The organism is Yokenella regensburgei (genome assembly GCF_003634235.1).
Classification (GTDB): Bacteria; Pseudomonadota; Gammaproteobacteria; order Enterobacterales; family Enterobacteriaceae; genus Yokenella; species Yokenella regensburgei.
The window spans coordinates 19,182-38,692 of sequence record NZ_RBIZ01000006.1 but is presented as its reverse complement, the minus strand read 5'-3'; the positions used below and the strand labels follow the sequence as shown (position 1 = coordinate 38,692).

The following is a 19,511-nucleotide window of genomic DNA, read 5'->3' as shown; positions in this document are numbered from 1 at the left end:
TCGGAAATATGGCATTCAGGTGCTGGCAGGTTGGTGTGCATATTCAGGAGCACCACGTCGCGATTGTGGCACTCTCGCAGGAGAAGATGGGGTGGGCATTGCGGCGCTGGTGGTGGATTTCGCTGCGAGAGGGTAAGACCCTGGTGGAGACGCTGCGCGGCTGGCGTCGTGAACTCCCGTATTGGCATAACGTGGCCATGGCGTTTCCCGCCAATCGAACGCTGCAAAAGCGAGTCCCTCAACCTTCGGCAGCACTGCGTGAGACTGAGCGCGAACAGTGGATGGCGCATGCTGTTGCACAGCGTCTGGAAATGGCGTCTGAAGACCTCTGCTTTGACTACAAACTTGCCGAGCCTGCCGGTGAATACTGCGTGACGGCCGTGCGGCGCCGCGAGGTCGAAGCACTTCGCCAGACCGCGCGCTCCCTGAACCTACAGCTTTCTGTTGTTTCACCAGATGCCAGTGCGCTGCAGAATTTCTTTCCTTTTTTATCGGCGCAGGAGCCGTGCATCATCTGGCAGGGGGAGGAACACTGGCTGTGGGCAACCCGCGAGGCCTGGGGAACCACGCCGCGTGCCCAATCCACGTCCGTCTCGAGCTTACTGGAGCATATCCCGGGGCAACCCGCGAGTGCCGCGTTGTGCTCCTCGGAAAGCGGGCAGTTCGATCCATGGACCCTCCTGAGTCAACAACAGCCGCCGCTGCCCGCCTGCGGCACGCCGTTTGCCGTCGCCATTGCGCTGGCGCTGGGAGCGTGAGCATGGCAGTCGTGAATTTTCTCCCCTGGCGTGAAAACCAGCGACAACAGTGCATGCGTCTGTGGGGACTTCTCTTTGGCGGTACCGTACTGGTCACGATATTGCTGTGGTTTGCGCTGGGTGTTGAACAGAGAACCCTGCTGGCCGTTACCCATGTTCACAAAGCCTCGCAGGCTCTGCTTACAAAGGCGCTAACGCAGCGTGAGGCAGAACTCCGGCTTGGGTTGAAAAAACAAGAAGTACACCAGCACCTGCAATGGCGCAGGGAACAGACCCGGGCTTGGCAACAGCGGTTTTCGGTCATTGCGGAACGCTGCCCGCAGCCGGTATGGCTCACGGAAATAGACTGGCACAAGGGCCGCCTGATCCTCGACGGCTTTAGCGTGAGCTTCCCCGCATTGGCTTCACTCACGTCTGCATTACGGGATATTCCTGGCCTCTCAGCGGCGACCATGGGGAAAACCCACAGGGATAATACCCGCTGGCAGTTTCGACTGTATATGGAGGGGAAGGATGAGAGCTCTCACTGAGCGCTGGTGCGCGCTGTCGATGAAAGCACGTTTCTCGCTTTGGCTGATTTTTACTTTCGTTCTGTTATCGCTCATTGGGATTATCCGGCGGGATGTCCCCTCTTTTAGTTCGGCGAGTCCACAGATAGCCGAACGGTGGCGGGAGCTTCGTCAGCTGCAGGCGCAACCGGCAATACCGTTAGTGCAAACACCTGTACTCGTCTTCACGCCGCTTGAATATCAATTTGCCGGTACTCAACTGGTGGACTGGCAGCCGGAGGGCTCCGGTGGGGAGATGGTGCTTGATACGCACTGGCAGCAGATTGCAGAGATCTTCGCTCTTTTGGGTACACAGAATATGTCGGTGAGGGCGTTTAACCTGAAACCCTTCGCTAAAGCATTGCGCCTGACGCTGCAGCTGGAACACATCAATGACACCCGCTAACCGGCTGCTCATGGTGTTGCTGTTGCCAGCACTTCTTGGGATGCGCGATCCGTTCATGCCGCCGGAGGATAAATGTCAGTCAGAACAGCTCACACAGTGGCGATATCAGGGGGTTGTCATGAACAAGCAGCGTGCTTTAGCACTACTTCGCGACGGAGATAACAAATGGCACCGCGTTGCGGTGGACGACCTTCTTGCGCCTGGCTGGCGGGTGCTGCGCTTTGATGCCGGAGAGCTTGAGGTGAAAACGGGTCCCGGGTGCGAACCTGAGCGCTGGGCCTGGAACAGAAAAAAGGAGAATAACAATGAGATGGATAACGCTGCTGCTGGCAGTCATGATGTTCCGGGCGCAGGCAGAACAAAAGGTGACGCTGGTGGTGGATGAGGTACCGGTTGTTCAGGTACTGCAGAGCCTGGCGGCGCTGGAGTCACGAAACCTGGTGGTAGGGCCTGACGTCAGCGGTACTATCTCGCTACAGCTTAATGAGGTCCCCTGGAAGCAGGCGCTGCAGACGGTGGTGAACAGTGCTTCACTGGTGACATCACAGGAGGGACGTGTACTGTTTGTTCATTCCCGGGCCTGGCAAAAAGAGAGGCAGACGCTGCGTGAGGCGGAACGAGAAAAACAGCAGCAAGCTTTGCCGCTACTCGGCAAAAGTGTGCCGTTGCACTATGCGGATGCCGAAGCGTTGTTGAAAGCCGGGGAAAAACTGTTGTCACCCCGTGGGAACCTGACCATCGACAAACGAACCAACCGTATTTTGATTCGTGATGATAACCCGCATATTTCTGATTTTGAGCGCTGGGCAGCTGAAATGGATATCCCGGTCGGGCAGGTGGAGTTGATGGCCTACATCGTTACCATCAACGAGAAGAGCCTGCGCGAGCTTGGTGTGAAATGGACGCTGGCGGATGCCGAAGGTGCCGTCGGCAGCGGCCAATTGACCACGCTCAGCAGCGATTTGTCCGTTGCCAGTGCCAGCACCCGCGCGGGATTTAACATTGGGCGCATTAATGGTCGCCTGCTTGAGCTGGAGCTCTCGGCGCTGGAGCAAAAGCAAAAAGTCGATATCATTGCCAGCCCCCGACTGCTCGCATCTCACCTGCAGCCCGCCAGTATCAAGCAGGGCAGCGAGATCCCTTATCAGGTGTCCAGCGGCGAAAGCGGTGCGACCTCTGTCGAATTTAAAGAAGCGGTGTTGGGAATGGAAGTGACCCCCACGGTGCTACAGAACCAGCGAGTCCGTCTGAAATTGCGCATTAGTGAGAATATGCCTGGGCAGGTTTTGCAGCAGTCTGACGGTGAGGTACTTACCATCGACAAGCAGGAGATTGAAACTCAGGTTGAAGTTAAGAGCGGAGAAACGCTGGCGCTGGGGGGAATTTTTTCACAAAAAAATAAATCAGCGCGCGACGCCATTCCTTTTCTGGGGGCCATTCCCGGTATAGGTCAGTTATTCCGCCACGACGGGAAGGATAACGAACGACGTGAACTGGTGGTATTCATCACGCCGCGTATTATTTCTGTACAGTAATCGCTTCTTACCGCTGGGTTTTTTACGCTGAACACGTTTCAGGTGTTTGACGCGAGGGAGGATTTAGCATACAAGGAGTACCGATTTGAGAGTCAGTAGCGTGCTTACTACCAAAATGGGTCCGCCAGAGGCCCGGCGATCTTTACTGTTGCCAAACACGCTGGAGTATTGAGATAATTTTTAGTCTGACTCTCGCTCTATCGCATATGAGGTTTCAGTTCATGTCCTGCGGCGCCGCTGAAAGGCGACGTGGGTTTACCATTAACGAATAGTCTTAGTAGTACCGAAAAAATGGCAGAGAAACGCAATATCTTTCTGGTTGGGCCTATGGGTGCCGGCAAAAGCACTATTGGGCGCCAGTTAGCCCAACAACTCAGCATGGAATTTTACGATTCTGATCAAGAGATTGAGAAACGTACTGGTGCAGATGTAGGTTGGGTCTTTGACGTCGAAGGCGAAGAAGGTTTCCGCGATCGTGAAGAAAAGATCATCAACGAACTCACGGAAAAGCAGGGTATTGTGCTGGCTACTGGCGGCGGCTCTGTAAAATCCCGGGAAACTCGCAATCGCCTTTCTGCGCGCGGTGTCGTGGTGTATCTGGAAACCACAATCGAAAAACAGCTGGCTCGTACCCAACGTGACAAAAAACGTCCTCTGCTGCAGGTAGAGACACCGCCGCGTGAAGTGCTGGAAGCATTGGCTGGCGAACGCAATCCGCTGTATGAGGAAATTGCAGACGTCACCATTCGCACCGACGATCAAAGCGCGAAAGTCGTCGCAAACCAGATTATTCATATGCTGGAAAGCAACTGATTCTGGATAACCAGAACACCGGCGTTTAAGCGACATTAAGCTAATAAGGTGGATGCGCGTTATGGAGAGACTCACAGTCACTCTCGGGGAACGTAGTTACCCGATCACCATCGCGGTGGGTTTGTTCAATGAGCCCGCGTCTTTCTGGCCGCTGAAATCAGGTGACCAGGTCATGTTGGTGACCAACGAGACGCTGGCGCCGCTGTATCTGGAAAAAGTGCGCTCCGTTCTGGAGCAGGCCGGAGTGAAGGTTGACAGCGTCATCCTTCCTGACGGCGAACAGCACAAAAGCCTGGCGGTGATGGATACCGTTTTCACTGCCTTGCTACAAAAACCGCATGGTCGCGATACGACGCTGGTTGCCCTTGGCGGCGGCGTGGTGGGCGATTTGACCGGTTTTGCCGCCGCCAGCTATCAGCGTGGTGTGCGTTTTATTCAGGTGCCCACGACGTTGCTCTCGCAGGTCGACTCCTCCGTTGGCGGTAAAACTGCCGTCAATCATCCTCTTGGCAAAAACATGATCGGTGCATTCTGGCAGCCCGCCTCCGTGGTGGTGGACCTGGATTGCCTGAAAACTTTGCCTACCCGTGAGCTCTCATCGGGTCTTGCTGAAGTCATTAAGTACGGCATCATTCTGGATGGCGAGTTCTTTAGCTGGCTTGAGCAGAACATCGATGCGCTGATGGCGCTGGATGAAAAAGCGATGGCGTATTGCATCCGCCGTTGTTGTGAGCTGAAAGCCGAAGTTGTGGCCGCCGACGAGCGCGAATCCGGCTTACGTGCTTTACTGAATCTTGGACATACGTTTGGTCATGCCATTGAAGCCGAAATGGGTTACGGCAACTGGCTTCACGGCGAAGCCGTGGCGGCTGGGATGGTGATGGCGGCGCATGCATCTGAACGTTTAGGGCAGTTTGCTGCCAAAGATACACAGCGCATTATTGCGCTGCTCAAGCGGGCAGGGCTTCCGGTAACGGGGCCACGGGAAATGTCTGCTGATTCTTATCTGCCTCATATGATGCGTGATAAGAAAGTTTTAGCTGGTGAGCTACGCTTAGTGCTGCCGCTGGCGATAGGGAAGAGCGAAGTTCGCGGCGGAGTGTCGCATGAAGTGGTTCTTGAAGCGATTGCTGATACTCAGCAGGAGCAACAATAAGAAAGGTCAGTCCGCGTTGATGCGGCAGTATAACTTCAGGTGACGTGCAATTGTCGTTGGCATAAGCCTTTTAGTGGGGTGTTAAATGGATGAATATAAACCAGAAGACGAGCTGAAACCCGATCCCAGCGATCGTCGTGCTGGTCGCTCACGTCAATCTTCCGATCGTGAAAACGAGCCACAGATCAATTTTGATGAGCTGGATCTCGATGCTGAAGAACGTCGCCCGACGCGCACCCGCAACGCGCGTGACGATGAAGAAGAAGAGTACGAGTCGGACGATGAGTCCGAAGCGCCGGTTGAACGCCGCCCGCGTAAACGTAAAAGTGCTGCTTCCGGTAAACCGGCTTCTCGTCAGTATATGATGATGGGGCTTGGCATCCTGGTACTGCTGCTGCTGATCGTCGGTATCGGTTCTGCGCTGAAAGCGCCGTCTTCGCCGTCGACTGAACAACAAACCGCATCTTCTGAACGTAGCATTGACCTTTCTGGTAATGCCAGCGAGCAAACCAACGGTGCGCAGCCAGCACCGGGTGCAGCTGCAGGCCAGACAGCGGCGAATAACGAACCTCAGGGTGTGACGGTACCGCCTATCTCTTCTACCCCAACGCAGGGCCAGGCAACGACAGCTCCGGAAGGTCAGCAGCGCGTTGAAGTTCAGGGCGACCTGAATAATGCGCTGACGCAGCAGCAGGGTCAGGTTGATAATGCCGTGGTGAACTCCACTCTGCCGACCGAACCGGCTACCGTTGCTCCGGTACGTAACGGTGCCGCTGGCGCTGCTACGACGGCTCCGCGTCAGGTGGCGACTACGGAAACCGCACCGCGTCAGGCCACACCGGCTCCGCGTCCGGAACGTAAGCACACCGTGATTGAATCTAAACCGCAGACTGTTGCTAAAGCGCCGGTCAGCGAGCCGAAAGCGGTGACTCAGCCAAAACGCACGGAAACCGTTGCGACACCAGCGCCAGAAAAAGCGCCAGTGACCGCCACCCCAGCTAAGCCTGCGGCGACCACTACCGCACCGGCTGCGACGGCTACCGCTTCTGCTGCCGCCCCGAGCGCAGCGGCTGCATCTTCTGCCGGAAAATCGGCGGGTGACGTGGGCGCACTGAAGACCGCTCCAGCCAGTCACTATACGCTCCAGTTAAGCAGCTCCTCTAACTACGACAACCTGAACGGTTGGGCGAAGAAAGAGAACCTGAAAAACTACGTGGTGTATCAGACAACGCGTAACGGTCAACCGTGGTACGTGCTGGTCAGTGGTGTTTACGCATCGAAAGATGACGCGAAGCGTGCAGTTGCCACGCTGCCTGCAGATGTACAGGCGAAAAACCCTTGGGCAAAACCACTTCATCAGGTCCAGACGGATCTGAAGTAATGCCTGGGCAAATTGCCTCGAGCGCAGGATGCTGTCGGAGCCATTCTCCACAGCCGGAGAACGTGTAAGTAGTCAGACAGCATGAAAAAAAATCGCGCTTTTTTGAAATGGGCAGGGGGGAAATACCCCCTGCTCGATGATATACGTAAGCATTTGCCGAAAGGGGAATGCCTGATTGAGCCCTTCGTGGGCGCCGGGTCGGTGTTCCTGAACACCGACTTTTCTCGTTATATCCTCGCGGATATCAACAGCGATTTGATAAGCCTCTATAACATCGTCAAAACACAGACGGATGAATACGTGGTAGCTGCGCGTGAGATGTTTACGCCCGCGACCAACACATCAGAGGCGTACTATCAGTTCCGTGAAGAGTTCAACAAGTGCCAGGACCCGCTGCGTCGTGCGGTTCTGTTTTTGTATATGAACCGACATGGTTACAATGGTCTTTGTCGCTACAACCTGAAAGGCGAATTTAACGTGCCGTTTGGCCGTTACAAAAAGCCTTACTTCCCGGAAGCGGAGTTGTACCATTTTGCGCAAAAAGCGCAGAATGCCTTTTTCTACTGCGAGTCTTACGCCGATAGCCTGGCGCGTGCTGATAACTCGACCGTTGTGTATTGCGATCCGCCGTATGCGCCGCTTTCAGCGACCGCGAATTTTACGGCTTATCACACCAACAGTTTTAGCCTGGAACAGCAGGCGCATCTGGCGCAGCTGGCGGAAGGACTGGTAGATAAACATATCCCGGTGCTGATTTCTAACCATGATACGGCGCTTACGCGTGAGTGGTATCAGTTAGCCAAACTGCACGTCGTCAAAGTTCGGCGCAGTATCAGCAGCAACGGCGGCACACGTAAAAAGGTGGACGAACTGCTGGCTCTGTACCGCCCAGGAGTCGTTTCCCCCGCGAAAAAATAAATGTGAGCCTGGCTTGCCAGGCATCTTAGGAGAAGCGGATGAAACAGTATTTGATTGCCCCCTCAATTCTGTCGGCTGATTTTGCCCGCCTGGGTGAAGATACGGCGAAGGTGCTGGCTGCCGGCACGGACGTCGTACATTTCGACGTAATGGATAACCACTACGTACCGAACCTGACTATCGGCCCGATGGTCCTGAAATCTCTGCGTAAGTACGGCATTACCGCCCCGATTGATGTGCACCTGATGGTGAAACCGGTTGATCGCATTATTCCCGATTTCGCGGCGGCGGGTGCCAGCATCATCACTTTCCATCCGGAAGCGTCAGAACACGTCGATCGCTCCCTGCAACTCATCAAAGAGCATGGTTGTAAAGCGGGTCTGGTGTTTAACCCGGCGACCCCGCTGACGTATCTCGATCACGTGATGGATAAGCTGGATGTGATTTTGCTGATGTCGGTAAACCCGGGCTTTGGCGGTCAGTCCTTTATTCCGCACACGCTGGAGAAACTGCGTGAAGTGCGCCGTCGTATTGATGAATCCGGTTATGACATTCGTCTGGAAGTTGACGGTGGGGTGAAGGTGAGCAACATCGCCGAAATCGCGGCTGCCGGGGCGGATATGTTTGTCGCGGGCTCCGCTATTTTCGAGCAGCCGGATTACAAAAAAGTGGTCGATGAGATGCGCCGTGAACTGGCAAAGGTAACTCATGGCTAAGTTAGAGAATATAAAAGCGGTAGCTTTCGATCTGGACGGCACGCTGGTTGACAGCGCGCCGGGGCTGACAGCGGCCGTTGATAACGCATTATACGCGCTGGAACTGCCGGTTGCAGGTGAAGAACGCGTTGTCACCTGGATTGGCAACGGTGCCGATGTGCTGATGCAGCGTGCGCTGACCTGGGCTCGTCAGGAGCGCACTGCGCTGCGCGCGCAGCAGGGCAAACCCTCTGTTGACCACGACGACATCCCGCAGAACGAACAGGTTGCCATTTTACGTAAACTGTTTGATCGCTATTACGCCGACTTTGCCGAAGAGGGGAGCTATCTGTTCCCGTCTGTTGCCGAAACGCTGGGCGTACTGCATACCAAAGGGCTGCCGTTGGCGCTGGTCACCAACAAGCCGACGCCGTTTGTGGCGCCGATCCTCGAAGCGCTGGGCATTGCACATTTGTTCGACGTTATCATCGGTGGCGATGATGTGCAGAACAAAAAGCCGCACCCGGAGCCACTGCTGCTGGTGGCTGAACGCTTAAGCGTTGTACCTTCATCGTTGCTGTTTGTCGGTGATTCCCGCAACGATATCCAGGCCGCGAAAGCCGCGGGCTGCTGCTCTGTAGGTTTGACCTACGGCTATAACTATGGCGAATCGATCGAACTCAGCGAGCCTGATTATATTTTCGATCGCTTCGATGAACTACTGCCCGCACTTGGGCTTCCGTACAGTGAACATCAGGAATTGAATAATGACTAAGCCCGTTGTTTTTAGTGGCGCACAGCCGTCAGGTGAATTGACCATTGGCAACTATATGGGTGCGCTGCGTCAGTGGGTGAACATGCAGGATGACTATCACTGTATTTACTGCATCGTTGACCAGCATGCGATCACCGTTCGCCAGGACGCTCAGCAGCTGCGCAAAGCCACGCTGGATACGCTGGCGCTGTATCTGGCCTGTGGCATCGATCCGGAAAAGAGCACCATTTTCGTGCAGTCTCACGTGCCAGAGCACGCGCAGCTGGGTTGGGCACTGAACTGTTACACCTATTTCGGCGAACTGAGCCGTATGACCCAGTTCAAGGACAAATCTGCCCGCTATGCGGAAAACATCAACGCTGGCCTGTTTGACTACCCGGTGCTGATGGCAGCGGATATCCTGCTGTATCAGACCAATCAGGTACCGGTGGGTGAAGACCAGAAACAGCATCTGGAGCTGAGCCGCGACATCGCTCAGCGCTTCAACTCGCTGTATGGCGATATCTTCAAAGTGCCGGAGCCGTTTATTCCGAAATCCGGCGCTCGCGTGATGTCGCTGCTGGAGCCGACCAAAAAGATGTCCAAGTCGGACGATAACCGCAACAACGTGATTGGCCTGCTGGAAGATCCAAAATCGGTCGTGAAGAAGATCAAACGTGCAATGACCGACGGCGACGAGCCGCCGGTGGTACGTTATGACGTGCAGAACAAAGCCGGGGTTGCCAACCTGCTGGATATTCTTTCCGGTGTTACCGGCAAAACTATTCCGGAGCTTGAGCAGCACTTCGAAGGCAAAATGTACGGTCATCTGAAGACCGAAGTTGCCGAAGCGGTTTCTGGCATGCTGACCGAGCTACAGGAACGTTATCACCGCTATCGCAATGACGAAGCCTTCCTGCAGAAAGTGATGAAGGAAGGAGCGGAGAAAGCGCGTGCGCGTGCATCGGTGACGCTGAAGGCGGTATATGAAGCCATTGGCTTTGTCGCCCATCCGTAAGTGATAAAAAAACCGGGGAAACCCGGTTTTTTTACAGCTAGATTCGTTGGTTAGTGGTTCGAGAACCAGTTGAGCTTGTCGCGTAGCGCCACTACCCGGCCGACGATGATAAGCGCCGGGCTTTCCATTTGTGTTGCAAGCGCAGCAAGCTCCGTTAATGCACCATCGACCACGCGTTGCTTAATGGCGGTACCATTTTCGACTATCGCTACCGGCATATCCGACGGCATGCCGTGCTCCAGCAGCTTTTGTTGAATAGCGGCGGCCTGGTTCAGTCCCATGTAAAACACCAGTGTTTGCTTTTCTGCGGCAAGGTTTTGCCAGTCGAGCTCACCGCCGGTTTTCAGGTGACCGGTAACCAGACGAACGCTCTGGGCGTAGTCCCGGTGAGTCAATGGGATCCCGGCATACGCCGAGCAGCCAGAGGCAGCGGTAATTCCTGGCACGACGGAAAACGGAATTCCCGCCTGACACAGGGTTTCCAGCTCTTCACCGCCACGTCCAAAGATAAAGGGATCGCCCCCTTTTAAGCGCACCACGCGCTTGCCCTTCTGCGCTTCACGCAGCAGGATCTGGTTGATCTCTTCCTGGGGAACGCAGTGGTAGCCTGCGCGTTTACCGACGAACACCCGGTCAGCATCGCGTCGCACCAGGTTCATGATATCGTCAGAAACCAGACGGTCATACACCACGATGTCTGCTTGCTGGATTTGCTGGAGCCCTTTTAAGGTCAACAATCCGGCGTCACCCGGGCCGGCACCGACCAGCACCACTTCTCCACGGTTGTCGAGGTCTTCCTCCAGCAACTGCTCGGTGGTTTCGTGGATCGCTTTCTCGTCCTGATTCGCGAGCGACTGCGCCAGGCGGTCGTTGACAAAGAGCTTCTCCCAGAAGCGGCGGCGTTCACTTATTGTGGCAAACCGTTGTTTCACCCGTGAGCGCAGCTGCCCGGCAAAGTGGGCGAGCTGACCTAGATGCTGAGGCAAACTGGCTTCCAGTTTCTCACGTAGCAAACGGGCCAGCACCGGAGAGGTGCCTCCGGAGGAGACGGCAACCATCAGCGGAGAGCGGTCGATGATCGACGGCATGATGAAGCTCGCCTGTTTTGGCGCATCCACCACGTTACAAAAAATACGTCGTGCTTCCGCAGCCTGGCTGACCTGTCCGTTCACTTCTTCATTGTCGGTGGCGGCAATCACCAGCCAGCAAGGGTCAAGTAGCGATTCATCAAAGTGACCTTTAACCAGAGTGAGCAGGCCAGCGTCTGCCCAGACAGAGAACTGAGGTACAACGTCGAGCGCGTTAACGGTGAGGCGCGCGCCGGCATCCAGCAGCAAGCGCGCTTTACGCTCGGCAACATCTCCGCCGCCGACCAGCAAACAGTCACGATCGCGCAGTTGGCAAAAGATAGGTAAGTGATCCACGGGGTAACCTCACGGCGTTAACAGGCGCAACTGGGGGATAAATAGTGCGGGTAAGGATAACAGCAGTCATCGTATGGAATATACGATTTTTCCCGCTGTTATCCCTTTCAGGTCATAAGTTTTTGGTATTACTTATTCCCAAAACGATCAGGCTTTCAACTGCACCTGGCCGTCTTTTACGCGCGCATCGAAATGTGCAATGGAGTGGCTTTCGTCTTCCATGCACAGGCCATCGCGCAGGCGGAAGCGCTGCTTTTTCAGCGGGCTTGCCACCCACAGATCGCCGTTGTGTTCGGCAATCAGACCGCGCGACAGAACGCTCGCTTCAAAGAACGGGTCGATGTTACTAATGGCGAAGACCTGCTCATCGTGGTGCGGACGGAAAATAGCCACCTGCTGTTGACCCAGCAGGGCGCAAACGCCCGTTTGCGGCAGAATATCGTCGATGCTGCAGATGTTTACCCACTGGCTCATACGTTTTCCTCCACCAGAGTTACAGGAATGCGTTCGTACGGTGTTGCCGGGCGATGCTGCTCACGTTCAGGCACAACCTGTACGTTCGGATCGCGTTGAGCGCTGTTGATGAAGTGTTTGAAGCGAACCTGGGCGGCCGGGTTGTTTACCGTCTCGGTCCATTCGCAGGCAAACGCGGCACGCAGACGTTCCAGCTCTGCTTCCAGTTGTTCATTCAGACCCAGTTTGTCGTCGATAATGACGGCGCGCAGGTAGTCAATACCGCCTTCCATCGCGTCCAGCCATGGCGCGGTACGCGTCAGTTTGTCGGCGGTGCGGATATAGAACATCATGAAGCGGTCGAGGTACTTAATCAGCGTTTCGCTGTCGAGATCGGCGGCGAGCAGATCGGCGTGACGTGGTTTCATCCCGCCGTTACCACAGACATACAGGTTCCAGCCCTTCTCGGTGGCGATGATACCGACGTCTTTCCCCTGGGCTTCCGCACATTCGCGGGTACAGCCCGACACGCCGAACTTCATTTTGTGCGGAGTACGAATACCTTTGTAGCGGTTTTCCAGCTCAACGCCAAAGCCGACGCTATCGCCCACGCCGTAGCGGCACCAGGTGCTGCCGACGCAGGTTTTCGCCATACGCAGCGCTTTGGCATAGGCGTGGCCGGTTTCGAACCCGGCTTCAATCAGCTGACGCCAGATCTCCGGCAAGTCATCTTTCTGTGCGCCAAAGAGGCCGATACGCTGGGAGCCGGTGATTTTGGTATACAGATTGAATTCAGCCGCAATACGACCTACAGCCATCAGGCCTTCCGGCGTAATTTCGCCGCCCGCAGAGCGAGGGATGACCGAGTAGGTACCGTCTTTCTGAATGTTAGCCAGGAAGTTGTCGTTGGTATCCTGCAGCGGCGTCAGCTGCGGCTTCAGGATGTAGTCATTCCAGCAGGAAGCCAGCAGAGAGCCGACGGTCGGCTTACAGACTTCACAACCGTAGCCCTTGCCGTGTTTTTCCAGCAGCTCGTCGAAGGTTTTGATGCCTTCCACGCGAATGAGGTGATACAGCTCCTGACGAGAGTAGGCAAAGTGTTCACACAGATTGTGGTTCACTTCGATACCCTGTTTCGCAAGCTCCGCGTTCAGCACCTGGGTGACCAGCGGGATACAGCCGCCGCAGCCGGTACCGGCTTTGGTTTCGGCCTTCAGCGCTGCCACAGTGTGGCAACCCTTGTTGATAGCTGAGATCAGGTCGCCTTTGGTGACGTCGAAGCAGGAGCAAATTTGCGCGCTGTCGGGCAGTTTGTCTACGCCGATCGCCGGTTTGCCGCCTGCGGCATGCGCCGGGAGAATAAGCGCATCCGGGTTTTCCGGTAGCTCAATGGCGTTCAGCACCAGCTGCAGCAGGTTGCCGTAGTCGCTGGTGTCGCCGACCAGTACCGCACCGAGCAGCGTTTTGTTGTCCGGGCTAACGATAAGGCGTTTGTAGACCTCTTTGTTTTCATCGAGGTAGACGTAACTGCGGGCGTTAGGGGTGCGACCATGCGCATCGCCGATGCCGCCAACGTCAACGCCCAGCAGCTTCAGCTTGGCGCTGAGGTCAGCGCCTTCAAAGGCGTTTTCGCTGCCAAGAATGTGGTCAACTGCCACCTGTGCCATTTTGTAGCCAGGGGCGACCAGGCCGTAAACGCGGTTATTCCAGCTCGCACATTCACCGATAGCATAGATATCAGGGTCAGACGTCTGGCAACTGTCGTTAATCATAATACCGCCGCGCTGGGCAACGGCCAGGCCACACTGGGTGGCGAGTTTGTCACGCGGGCGGATACCGGTGGAGAAGACGATGAAATCGACTTCCAGCGCGCTGCCATCGGCGAAATGCATGGTTTTACGCGCTTCGGTGCCTTCCTGGACAATCTCTTTGGTGTTTTTGCTGGTGTGCACACGCACGCCCATGCTTTCAATTTTGCGCTTTAGCTGCTCGCCGCCCATCTGGTCGAGCTGCTCGGCCATCAGCATAGGGGCAAACTCAATCACATGAGTTTCAACGCCTAGGTTTTTCAGTGCACCGGCGGCTTCGAGGCCCAGCAGGCCACCGCCAACCACGGCTCCACGCTTGCTGCGACGGGCGCAGGCTTCAATGGCGTTGAGATCTTCGATGGTACGGTAAACGAACGTATCCTGGGTTTCAGAACCTTTGATTGGCGGGATCCACGGATAGGAGCCGGTCGCCATAATCAGTTTGTCGTAAAATACAGTACGGCCCGCGCTGGAGTGGATAACCTTCTCCTGGCGGTTGATGGTGATAGCGCGCTCGCCGACCAGCACCTTAATGCCATGCTTCTCATAAAATCCTTCGCGGACCAGCGAAAGTTCTTCCGCTGTGTGGTGGGAGAAGTAAGATGACAGGTGGACGCGGTCGTAGGCGATGCGGGGTTCTTCACAGAACACGGTAATGTCGAACTGGTCAGCAGAGGCTTTATCGAGGAGATCCTCAATAAAACGGTGGCCGACCATGCCATTACCGATGATAGCGAGTCTGACTTTGCTCATTATTGCCTCGATTTCTTTTCTATTACCGCCTACCTTAACGATTCAGCACCCGCTGTTATTGATACAAATCAAATACGCCTTTAACTACCCCCTAATGGGTATGCATATGATTTGGCAGTAATTTTATAAGTAATGGAAAACGCTGGCTTTTTTGTTGTGCTGATTTTATGTACAAAATAAGATGAAATAACGCACAGAGTGCGAGCTGCAGCGTGAGCCCGCCATCGCAGGAGATAAGCAATGACGACCACACCACTTTGGTTAATTCAAAATGTCCGCCTGGCGGATCGCGAAGGGTTATGGCAAATCGCGATTGATAAGGGGCGTTTTGGCGCAATTACTCCTATGGGAGAGGGCGGTAGTGAAAGCTACGAGGTGCTCAACGCGCGCGGCGGGCTTGCTATTCCCCCGTTTATTGAGCCGCACATTCATCTGGATACCACGCAAACAGCCGGGGAACCGCACTGGAATCAGTCTGGTACGCTGTTTGAAGGCATTGAGCGCTGGGCCGAACGTAAAGCGCTGCTGAGCCATGAGGACGTAAAGCAACGAGCCTGGAAAACCCTGAAGTGGCAGATTGCTAACGGCATTCAGTTCGTCCGTACCCATGTCGATGTTTCTGACCCAACGCTTACCGCGCTGAAGGCGATGCTGGAAGTGAAGCAGGAGGTCGCGCCGTGGATTGAACTGCAGATTGTGGCATTCCCGCAGGAGGGCATTTTGTCCTACCCCAACGGCGAGGCGTTGCTGGAAGAGGCGCTGCGGCTGGGCGCAGACGTGGTAGGCGCCATTCCACACTTTGAATTCACTCGTGAATATGGTGTGGAGTCTTTGCACGTAGCGTTCGCGTTGGCGAAGAAATACGACAAGCCGCTCGATATCCATTGCGATGAAATCGATGATGAGCAGTCGCGTTTTGTTGAAACCGTTGCCGCGCTGGCGCTCAAAGAGGGGTTGGGTGCGCGTGTGACCGCCAGCCACACCACGGCAATGCACTCGTACAACGGGGCGTACACCTCGCGTCTGTTTCGCCTGTTGAAGCTCTCTGGTATCAACTTTGTCGCTAACCCGCTGGTGAATATTCACCTGCAGGGACGCTTTGACGATTATCCAAAACGCCGTGGGATCACGCGGGTGAAAGAGCTTCTGGCGGCGGATATTAACGTCTGCTTTGGTCATGACGATGTGTTTGACCCGTGGTATCCGCTGGGCACTGGCAATATGCTGCAGGTGCTGCATATGGGGCTACATGTGTGCCAGATGATGGGCTATGGGCAAATCAATGACAGCCTGAAGCTCATCACCGATAACAGCGCCCGGACGTTTGGGGTGGCTGAATATGGCATCGCGACGGGGCTTCCGGCCAACTTTATCATTCTGCCAGCAGAGAACGGTTTTGAAGCGGTGCGGGCGCAGGTGCCGGTACGCTGGTCGATTCGTCAGGGAAGAGTGATTGCGACCACGCAACTGGCGCAAACCTGGGTGCAGACGGATAGCGGTGGAGAAGAGGTTTTCTTTACGCAAAACAGCCCCTTTGCCAGCGACAAAGGGGCGTAAGGCTTAGTGAGCTGCCGTCGTCTCGTTATGCTGACGGTGGCGGGTCACGAACCCCAGAATGAAGCACATGACAAACACCACGGCATAGAGTCCGTTAGCAGTATGCAGCGCTGCCAGCGGGCCGCTGTGGGCAACGATCGGGCCGGTCACTACGAAGGTGAGCATGGTACCGATGGTGCCGCAGGTCAGGACGAAATTCACCAGCTTCGGTGAAGCGACTTTGGTCTGCAGTGAGCCGAGCGTGATAATCGAGGTGTAGATAGCGCTTGAGAAGAAGCCTAAGGTCAGAATGAACCATGGCATATGGTCTGGTGAACCGTTGATGAAGAAGTACATCAGCACGGTTGCCAGGCCCGCCAGCACGGTCAGAATACGCTGCAGATCGAAGAAGCGCAGAATGAAGCTGAACGCCCACATGCCAAACATATAAGACATCCAGAAGTCGCTCACCAGCTTACCGGCATCGTTCAGGCTCATGCCAAGCCCCTTGGCATATTCCGGTACCCAGGAGATGAAACCCAGCTGACCGAGGATGTAGCACAGCGCGGCAACGGACAGGAACAGCACGCCGATCCCCCACTTCTCTTTCACGACCGGCTCATCGCTGGTCTGTGCTTTTTTACCCAGAACCGGGAATTCACAGCCGAAAGTCAGCAGGAAAATAGCGACGTAAACCAGGCCGATGCAGGCGTATACCCAGTACCATTCGATATGGCGCGCCAGCAGTACGGCGGCGACAATCGGGAAAATCATCCCGGCCATGCTGAAGAAGGAGTCGGTAAACAGCAAACGTGCACCGCGCTGACGTCCTTCGTACATGTGGGTGATGAGGAAGGTACCGATGGACATCGTGATACCGCTAACCAGGCCCAGCACGAACATGGCCACGGAGAACAACGCCAGGCTGTGGCTGAACATCAAACCGGCGACTGCCAGCACCATCAACACGAAGCCAAAACGCAGCTGGGTTCTCAGAGGCACAATTTCCATCAGCCAGGCGTTCAGGAAAATGGAAATCAGGATCCCGGCGTTCAGGAAGGTGAAGGTGTTGCTCATGCTGGAAACCGGCAGATGGAAGTAGTCTGCAATGTTTCCCATCACCATCCCGGTGACGATCACCAGCGCACCGGTGAGTGCGTAGGAGAAAAAGCTGATCCATGTCAGTTTGATACGGTTGCTGTTAGTCATTGACTGGCCTGTGAATAGAAATGAAAGCGCAAATACGCTCTAATATTGAGCGTATTGACAGCGCGTCTTGGCGGGCAGATTTTATTCTCTCACGTGATGTATTCATACGATTTATGTGAAACAGATCTCATTTTGCAAACGCTTTCGTGATCACAATCACGTTTTTTAGCCTGATAAAACCGGGCTGCGACTGGTTACATCTGTTTCAAATTCGTAAAATTAAGTAAACCTCTGGCCTGTGTCTGGAAGCCTCTTTAGAATCAAGGCACTCGTTCTTTTTACTGCACCCGTTAAGGAATTCTCATGCTCAAATCAACACTGGCGGCGGTCGCTGTCGTCTTCGCATTCTCAGCTGTTTCTCCTGCGGCTCTGGCAGCAAAGGGCGACCCGCATGTACTGCTGACGACCTCCGCGGGGAACATTGAGCTGGAACTGAACAGCCAGAAGGCGCCGATTTCGGTGAAAAACTTCCTGGATTACGTGAATAATGGTTTTTATAACAACACCACTTTCCATCGTGTGATCCCGGGTTTCATGATTCAGGGCGGCGGCTTTAACGAGCAGATGCAGCAGAAGCAGCCAAACCCACCGATTAAAAACGAAGCGGATAATGGACTGCGTAACACCCGTGGCACCATCGCGATGGCGCGTACTGCAGATCAGGACAGCGCAACCAGCCAGTTCTTCATCAACGTTGCTGACAATGCCTTCCTCGACCACGGCCAGCGTGACTTTGGCTACGCGGTATTTGGTAAAGTGGTGAAAGGCATGGACGTGGCGGATAAAATCTCTCAGGTGCAGAGCCATAACGTCGGTCCTTACCAGAATGTCCCGACAAAACCTGTCGTTATCCTGTCTGCGAAGGTCCTGCCGTAATCACTCCTTGCGCGGGTTACCTCCCGCGCTTCTGTGGCCTTTCTGCGTAACCGTCAATTGCTGCTTATACTTGTGGCAAATGCGGGACTCTCAGGGAGGCCATCATGCAAAAACTCACCGATAAGCAAAAATCGCACCTCTGGGTGCAGAGCCGTAACGCGAATTTTCAGGCCAGCCGTCGTCTGGAGGGCGTTGATGTGCCGCTGGTCGTTCTTGAAAATGCGCAGGTGGTAGCGCGTCTTGAGGAACTCAGGAGGCACTATGAGCGATAAATACGGTGATGATCGCGATCCCTACCTGTACCCTGGCCTGAATGTCATGCGCAACCGACTGGGTATTCACCAGACGCAGCGCCTGGAGCAGGCGGCGTATGAGCTGACCTCACTGCGCGCGGCGACTTTAGCGCTGGGCCCGCCCGCTCGTGGTTTGCCGCACCTCTGCGCCATTCACCATCATCTTTACCAGGATGTTTTTGACTGGGCTGGCGCATTTCGCCAGGTGGATATTTACCAGGGGGACACCCGCTTCTGCCACTTTGCTTATATCGAGAAAGAGGGCAATGCGCTGATGAAGCATCTTGAGGAGGAAGCGTATCTCGCCGGGCTGGGGCGTAGTGATTTTATTTCTCGCCTGAGTCACTACTATTGTGAAATCAATGTGCTGCATCCTTTCCGGATCGGTAATGGCATTGCGCAGCGGATCTTCTTCGAGCAGCTGGCGCTGCATGCCGGGTATCTGCTCGACTGGCGAGGGATCGAGCCTGACGTCTGGGCGCAGGCGAACCAGAGCGGCGCGATGGGAGATTTGCGCGCACTTAGCGCCATCTTCAGCAAAGTAGTAAGCGAAGCGCGGGAATCTGAGTAGAATAGAGCGGATTTTTGTTCTGGAGCCGCCATGATTCTGCTGATTGATAACTACGATTCGTTCACCTGGAACCTGTACCAGTACTTTTGCGAGCTGGGGGCCGAGGTGGTGGTGAAGCGAAACGATGAAATAACTCTGGCAGAGATTGACCGCCTGGCGCCGGAAAAAATCGTTATCTCTCCGGGGCCCTGTACCCCGGATGAGTCCGGAATTTCTCTCGACGTCATTCGTCATTATGCCGGAAAACTCCCCATTCTTGGCGTGTGCCTTGGACACCAGGCGCTGGCTCAGGTCTTTGGTGCAACCATCGTGCGGGCGGCAAAGGTCATGCACGGCAAAACGTCACCCGTTACTCACACCGGGCAGGGGGTGTTCCGGGGTCTGAACAACCCGTTGACCGTGACCCGCTATCACTCACTGGTGATCGATCCCGCCACGCTGCCTGCCTGTTTTGACGTCACGGCGCAAAGTGACACCGGTGAAATCATGGGTATTCGACACCGCGAATGGGCACTGGAAGGGGTTCAGTTCCATCCGGAAAGTATCCTCAGCGAGCAGGGGCATCAGCTTCTGGCGAATTTCCTGCATGGCTGAATAGTGGTTGCC

At 55.2% G+C, this 19,511-nt stretch carries 21 protein-coding genes; 17 read left to right on the top strand and 4 right to left on the bottom strand.

The genetic code is table 11. From position 1 onward, the window contains the following. Nucleotides 1-8: 8 nt before the first annotated feature. The 12 genes from C7387_RS18290 to trpS all read left to right on the top strand — a co-directional run bounded on the left by C7387_RS18290 (nt 9) and on the right by trpS (nt 9,982). The gene (locus tag C7387_RS18290) at nt 9-758 is read left to right on the top strand and encodes a type IV pilus biogenesis protein PilM (protein ID WP_134436869.1); all 750 of its coding nucleotides are present in this window, start codon (nt 9-11) and stop codon (nt 756-758) included. Nucleotides 759-760: 2 nt separating this feature from the next. Further along, nucleotides 761-1,288, top strand: coding sequence for a PilN domain-containing protein (locus C7387_RS18285; protein WP_158592526.1), 528 nt, complete (start codon nt 761-763; stop codon nt 1,286-1,288). Then, complete coding sequence (locus C7387_RS18280; protein ID WP_120817234.1) at nt 1,272-1,712, top strand: HofO family protein; 441 nt, start codon at nt 1,272-1,274, stop codon at nt 1,710-1,712. The genes C7387_RS18285 and C7387_RS18280 overlap by 17 nt, the downstream gene beginning before the upstream one ends. Then, nucleotides 1,699-2,097 (top strand): HofP DNA utilization family protein, encoded by a 399-nt coding sequence (locus C7387_RS18275; protein ID WP_120817233.1) that lies wholly within the window; start codon nt 1,699-1,701, stop codon nt 2,095-2,097. The genes C7387_RS18280 and C7387_RS18275 overlap by 14 nt, the downstream gene beginning before the upstream one ends. Next, complete coding sequence (gene hofQ, locus C7387_RS18270; RefSeq protein ID WP_120817232.1) at nt 2,018-3,247, top strand: DNA uptake porin HofQ; 1,230 nt, start codon at nt 2,018-2,020, stop codon at nt 3,245-3,247. The genes C7387_RS18275 and hofQ overlap by 80 nt, the downstream gene beginning before the upstream one ends. 291 nt (nt 3,248-3,538) lie before the next feature. Then, a complete protein-coding gene (gene aroK / locus C7387_RS18260) occupies nt 3,539-4,060 on the top strand; it encodes a shikimate kinase AroK (protein ID WP_006817548.1) in 522 nt (173 codons plus the stop codon). Between the two features lie 61 nt (nt 4,061-4,121). Continuing rightward, complete coding sequence (gene aroB / locus C7387_RS18255; RefSeq protein WP_120817231.1) at nt 4,122-5,216, top strand: 3-dehydroquinate synthase; 1,095 nt, start codon at nt 4,122-4,124, stop codon at nt 5,214-5,216. Nucleotides 5,217-5,301: 85 nt separating this feature from the next. Beyond that, nucleotides 5,302-6,597 carry a cell division protein DamX gene (damX, locus tag C7387_RS18250; RefSeq protein ID WP_038253901.1) on the top strand — a complete coding sequence of 432 codons (1,296 nt, stop codon included), beginning with the start codon at nt 5,302-5,304 and terminating at the stop codon, nt 6,595-6,597. 81 nt (nt 6,598-6,678) lie between these two features. Beyond that, the gene (dam, locus tag C7387_RS18245; protein WP_006817545.1) at nt 6,679-7,515 is read left to right on the top strand and encodes an adenine-specific DNA-methyltransferase; all 837 of its coding nucleotides are present in this window, start codon (nt 6,679-6,681) and stop codon (nt 7,513-7,515) included. A gap of 38 nt (nt 7,516-7,553) precedes the next feature. Further along, nucleotides 7,554-8,231, top strand: coding sequence for a ribulose-phosphate 3-epimerase (gene rpe / locus C7387_RS18240; protein ID WP_006817544.1), 678 nt, complete (start codon nt 7,554-7,556; stop codon nt 8,229-8,231). Beyond that, on the top strand, nt 8,224-8,985 hold the full coding sequence (gph, locus tag C7387_RS18235; RefSeq protein ID WP_120817230.1) for a phosphoglycolate phosphatase: 762 nt from the start codon (nt 8,224-8,226) through the stop codon (nt 8,983-8,985). Before rpe ends, gph begins: the two co-directional genes overlap by 8 nt. After that, the gene (gene trpS / locus C7387_RS18230; RefSeq protein ID WP_038253907.1) at nt 8,978-9,982 is read left to right on the top strand and encodes a tryptophan--tRNA ligase; all 1,005 of its coding nucleotides are present in this window, start codon (nt 8,978-8,980) and stop codon (nt 9,980-9,982) included. The genes gph and trpS overlap by 8 nt, the downstream gene beginning before the upstream one ends. A 50-nt stretch (nt 9,983-10,032) precedes the next feature. Here the strand turns inward: trpS and cysG are convergent, their stop codons facing one another. The 3 genes from cysG to nirB all read right to left on the bottom strand — a co-directional run bounded on the left by cysG (nt 10,033) and on the right by nirB (nt 14,420). Continuing rightward, nucleotides 10,033-11,406 carry a siroheme synthase CysG gene (gene cysG, locus C7387_RS18225; protein WP_120817229.1) on the bottom strand — a complete coding sequence of 458 codons (1,374 nt, stop codon included), beginning with the start codon at nt 11,404-11,406 and terminating at the stop codon, nt 10,033-10,035. 147 nt (nt 11,407-11,553) lie between these two features. Further along, complete coding sequence (nirD, locus tag C7387_RS18220; protein WP_120817228.1) at nt 11,554-11,880, bottom strand: nitrite reductase small subunit NirD; 327 nt, start codon at nt 11,878-11,880, stop codon at nt 11,554-11,556. Further along, nucleotides 11,877-14,420: a nitrite reductase large subunit NirB gene (gene nirB / locus C7387_RS18215; protein ID WP_006817539.1), complete on the bottom strand. Its 2,544-nt coding sequence runs from the start codon at nt 14,418-14,420 to the stop codon at nt 11,877-11,879. The genes nirD and nirB overlap by 4 nt, the downstream gene beginning before the upstream one ends. 240 nt (nt 14,421-14,660) lie before the next feature. On the opposite strand from nirB, the gene C7387_RS18210 reads away from it, so the two are divergent. After that, the gene (locus C7387_RS18210) at nt 14,661-15,977 is read left to right on the top strand and encodes a cytosine deaminase (protein WP_120817227.1); all 1,317 of its coding nucleotides are present in this window, start codon (nt 14,661-14,663) and stop codon (nt 15,975-15,977) included. Nucleotides 15,978-15,980: 3 nt separating this feature from the next. On the opposite strand, the gene tsgA is transcribed toward C7387_RS18210, so the two are convergent. Continuing rightward, entirely contained in the window at nt 15,981-17,165 is a 1,185-nt protein-coding gene (tsgA, locus tag C7387_RS18205; RefSeq protein ID WP_120817226.1) for an MFS transporter TsgA, read from the bottom strand. A 303-nt stretch (nt 17,166-17,468) separates the two neighbouring features. On the opposite strand from tsgA, the gene ppiA reads away from it, so the two are divergent. From ppiA to pabA, 4 genes are all read left to right on the top strand, one after another. Then, entirely contained in the window at nt 17,469-18,041 is a 573-nt protein-coding gene (gene ppiA / locus C7387_RS18200) for a peptidylprolyl isomerase A (protein ID WP_006817534.1), read from the top strand. 104 nt (nt 18,042-18,145) lie between these two features. Then, entirely contained in the window at nt 18,146-18,313 is a 168-nt protein-coding gene (locus C7387_RS18195) for a YhfG family protein (protein ID WP_006817533.1), read from the top strand. Next, nucleotides 18,303-18,905 (top strand): putative adenosine monophosphate-protein transferase Fic, encoded by a 603-nt coding sequence (locus C7387_RS18190; RefSeq protein WP_006817532.1) that lies wholly within the window; start codon nt 18,303-18,305, stop codon nt 18,903-18,905. The genes C7387_RS18195 and C7387_RS18190 overlap by 11 nt, the downstream gene beginning before the upstream one ends. A 30-nt stretch (nt 18,906-18,935) precedes the next feature. Further along, nucleotides 18,936-19,499, top strand: coding sequence for an aminodeoxychorismate synthase component 2 (gene pabA / locus C7387_RS18185; protein WP_006817531.1), 564 nt, complete (start codon nt 18,936-18,938; stop codon nt 19,497-19,499). Nucleotides 19,500-19,511 lie beyond the last annotated feature (12 nt).

Coding starts and splice junctions, on each gene's coding strand:
- C7387_RS18280 (WP_120817234.1), top strand. CDS start 1,272: ATGAGAGCTCTCACTGAGCGCTGGTGCGCGCTGTCGATGAAAGCACGT.
- rpe (WP_006817544.1), top strand. CDS start 7,554: ATGAAACAGTATTTGATTGCCCCCTCAATTCTGTCGGCTGATTTTGCC.
- dam (WP_006817545.1), top strand. CDS start 6,679: ATGAAAAAAAATCGCGCTTTTTTGAAATGGGCAGGGGGGAAATACCCC.
- nirB (WP_006817539.1), bottom strand. CDS start 14,420: ATGAGCAAAGTCAGACTCGCTATCATCGGTAATGGCATGGTCGGCCAC.
- damX (WP_038253901.1), top strand. CDS start 5,302: ATGGATGAATATAAACCAGAAGACGAGCTGAAACCCGATCCCAGCGAT.
- C7387_RS18275 (WP_120817233.1), top strand. CDS start 1,699: ATGACACCCGCTAACCGGCTGCTCATGGTGTTGCTGTTGCCAGCACTT.
- C7387_RS18210 (WP_120817227.1), top strand. CDS start 14,661: ATGACGACCACACCACTTTGGTTAATTCAAAATGTCCGCCTGGCGGAT.
- C7387_RS18290 (WP_134436869.1), top strand. CDS start 9: ATGGCATTCAGGTGCTGGCAGGTTGGTGTGCATATTCAGGAGCACCAC.
- pabA (WP_006817531.1), top strand. CDS start 18,936: ATGATTCTGCTGATTGATAACTACGATTCGTTCACCTGGAACCTGTAC.
- aroB (WP_120817231.1), top strand. CDS start 4,122: ATGGAGAGACTCACAGTCACTCTCGGGGAACGTAGTTACCCGATCACC.
- tsgA (WP_120817226.1), bottom strand. CDS start 17,165: ATGACTAACAGCAACCGTATCAAACTGACATGGATCAGCTTTTTCTCC.
- gph (WP_120817230.1), top strand. CDS start 8,224: ATGGCTAAGTTAGAGAATATAAAAGCGGTAGCTTTCGATCTGGACGGC.
- trpS (WP_038253907.1), top strand. CDS start 8,978: ATGACTAAGCCCGTTGTTTTTAGTGGCGCACAGCCGTCAGGTGAATTG.
- C7387_RS18285 (WP_158592526.1), top strand. CDS start 761: ATGGCAGTCGTGAATTTTCTCCCCTGGCGTGAAAACCAGCGACAACAG.
- nirD (WP_120817228.1), bottom strand. CDS start 11,880: ATGAGCCAGTGGGTAAACATCTGCAGCATCGACGATATTCTGCCGCAA.
- C7387_RS18195 (WP_006817533.1), top strand. CDS start 18,146: ATGCAAAAACTCACCGATAAGCAAAAATCGCACCTCTGGGTGCAGAGC.
- aroK (WP_006817548.1), top strand. CDS start 3,539: ATGGCAGAGAAACGCAATATCTTTCTGGTTGGGCCTATGGGTGCCGGC.
- C7387_RS18190 (WP_006817532.1), top strand. CDS start 18,303: ATGAGCGATAAATACGGTGATGATCGCGATCCCTACCTGTACCCTGGC.
- ppiA (WP_006817534.1), top strand. CDS start 17,469: ATGCTCAAATCAACACTGGCGGCGGTCGCTGTCGTCTTCGCATTCTCA.
- hofQ (WP_120817232.1), top strand. CDS start 2,018: ATGAGATGGATAACGCTGCTGCTGGCAGTCATGATGTTCCGGGCGCAG.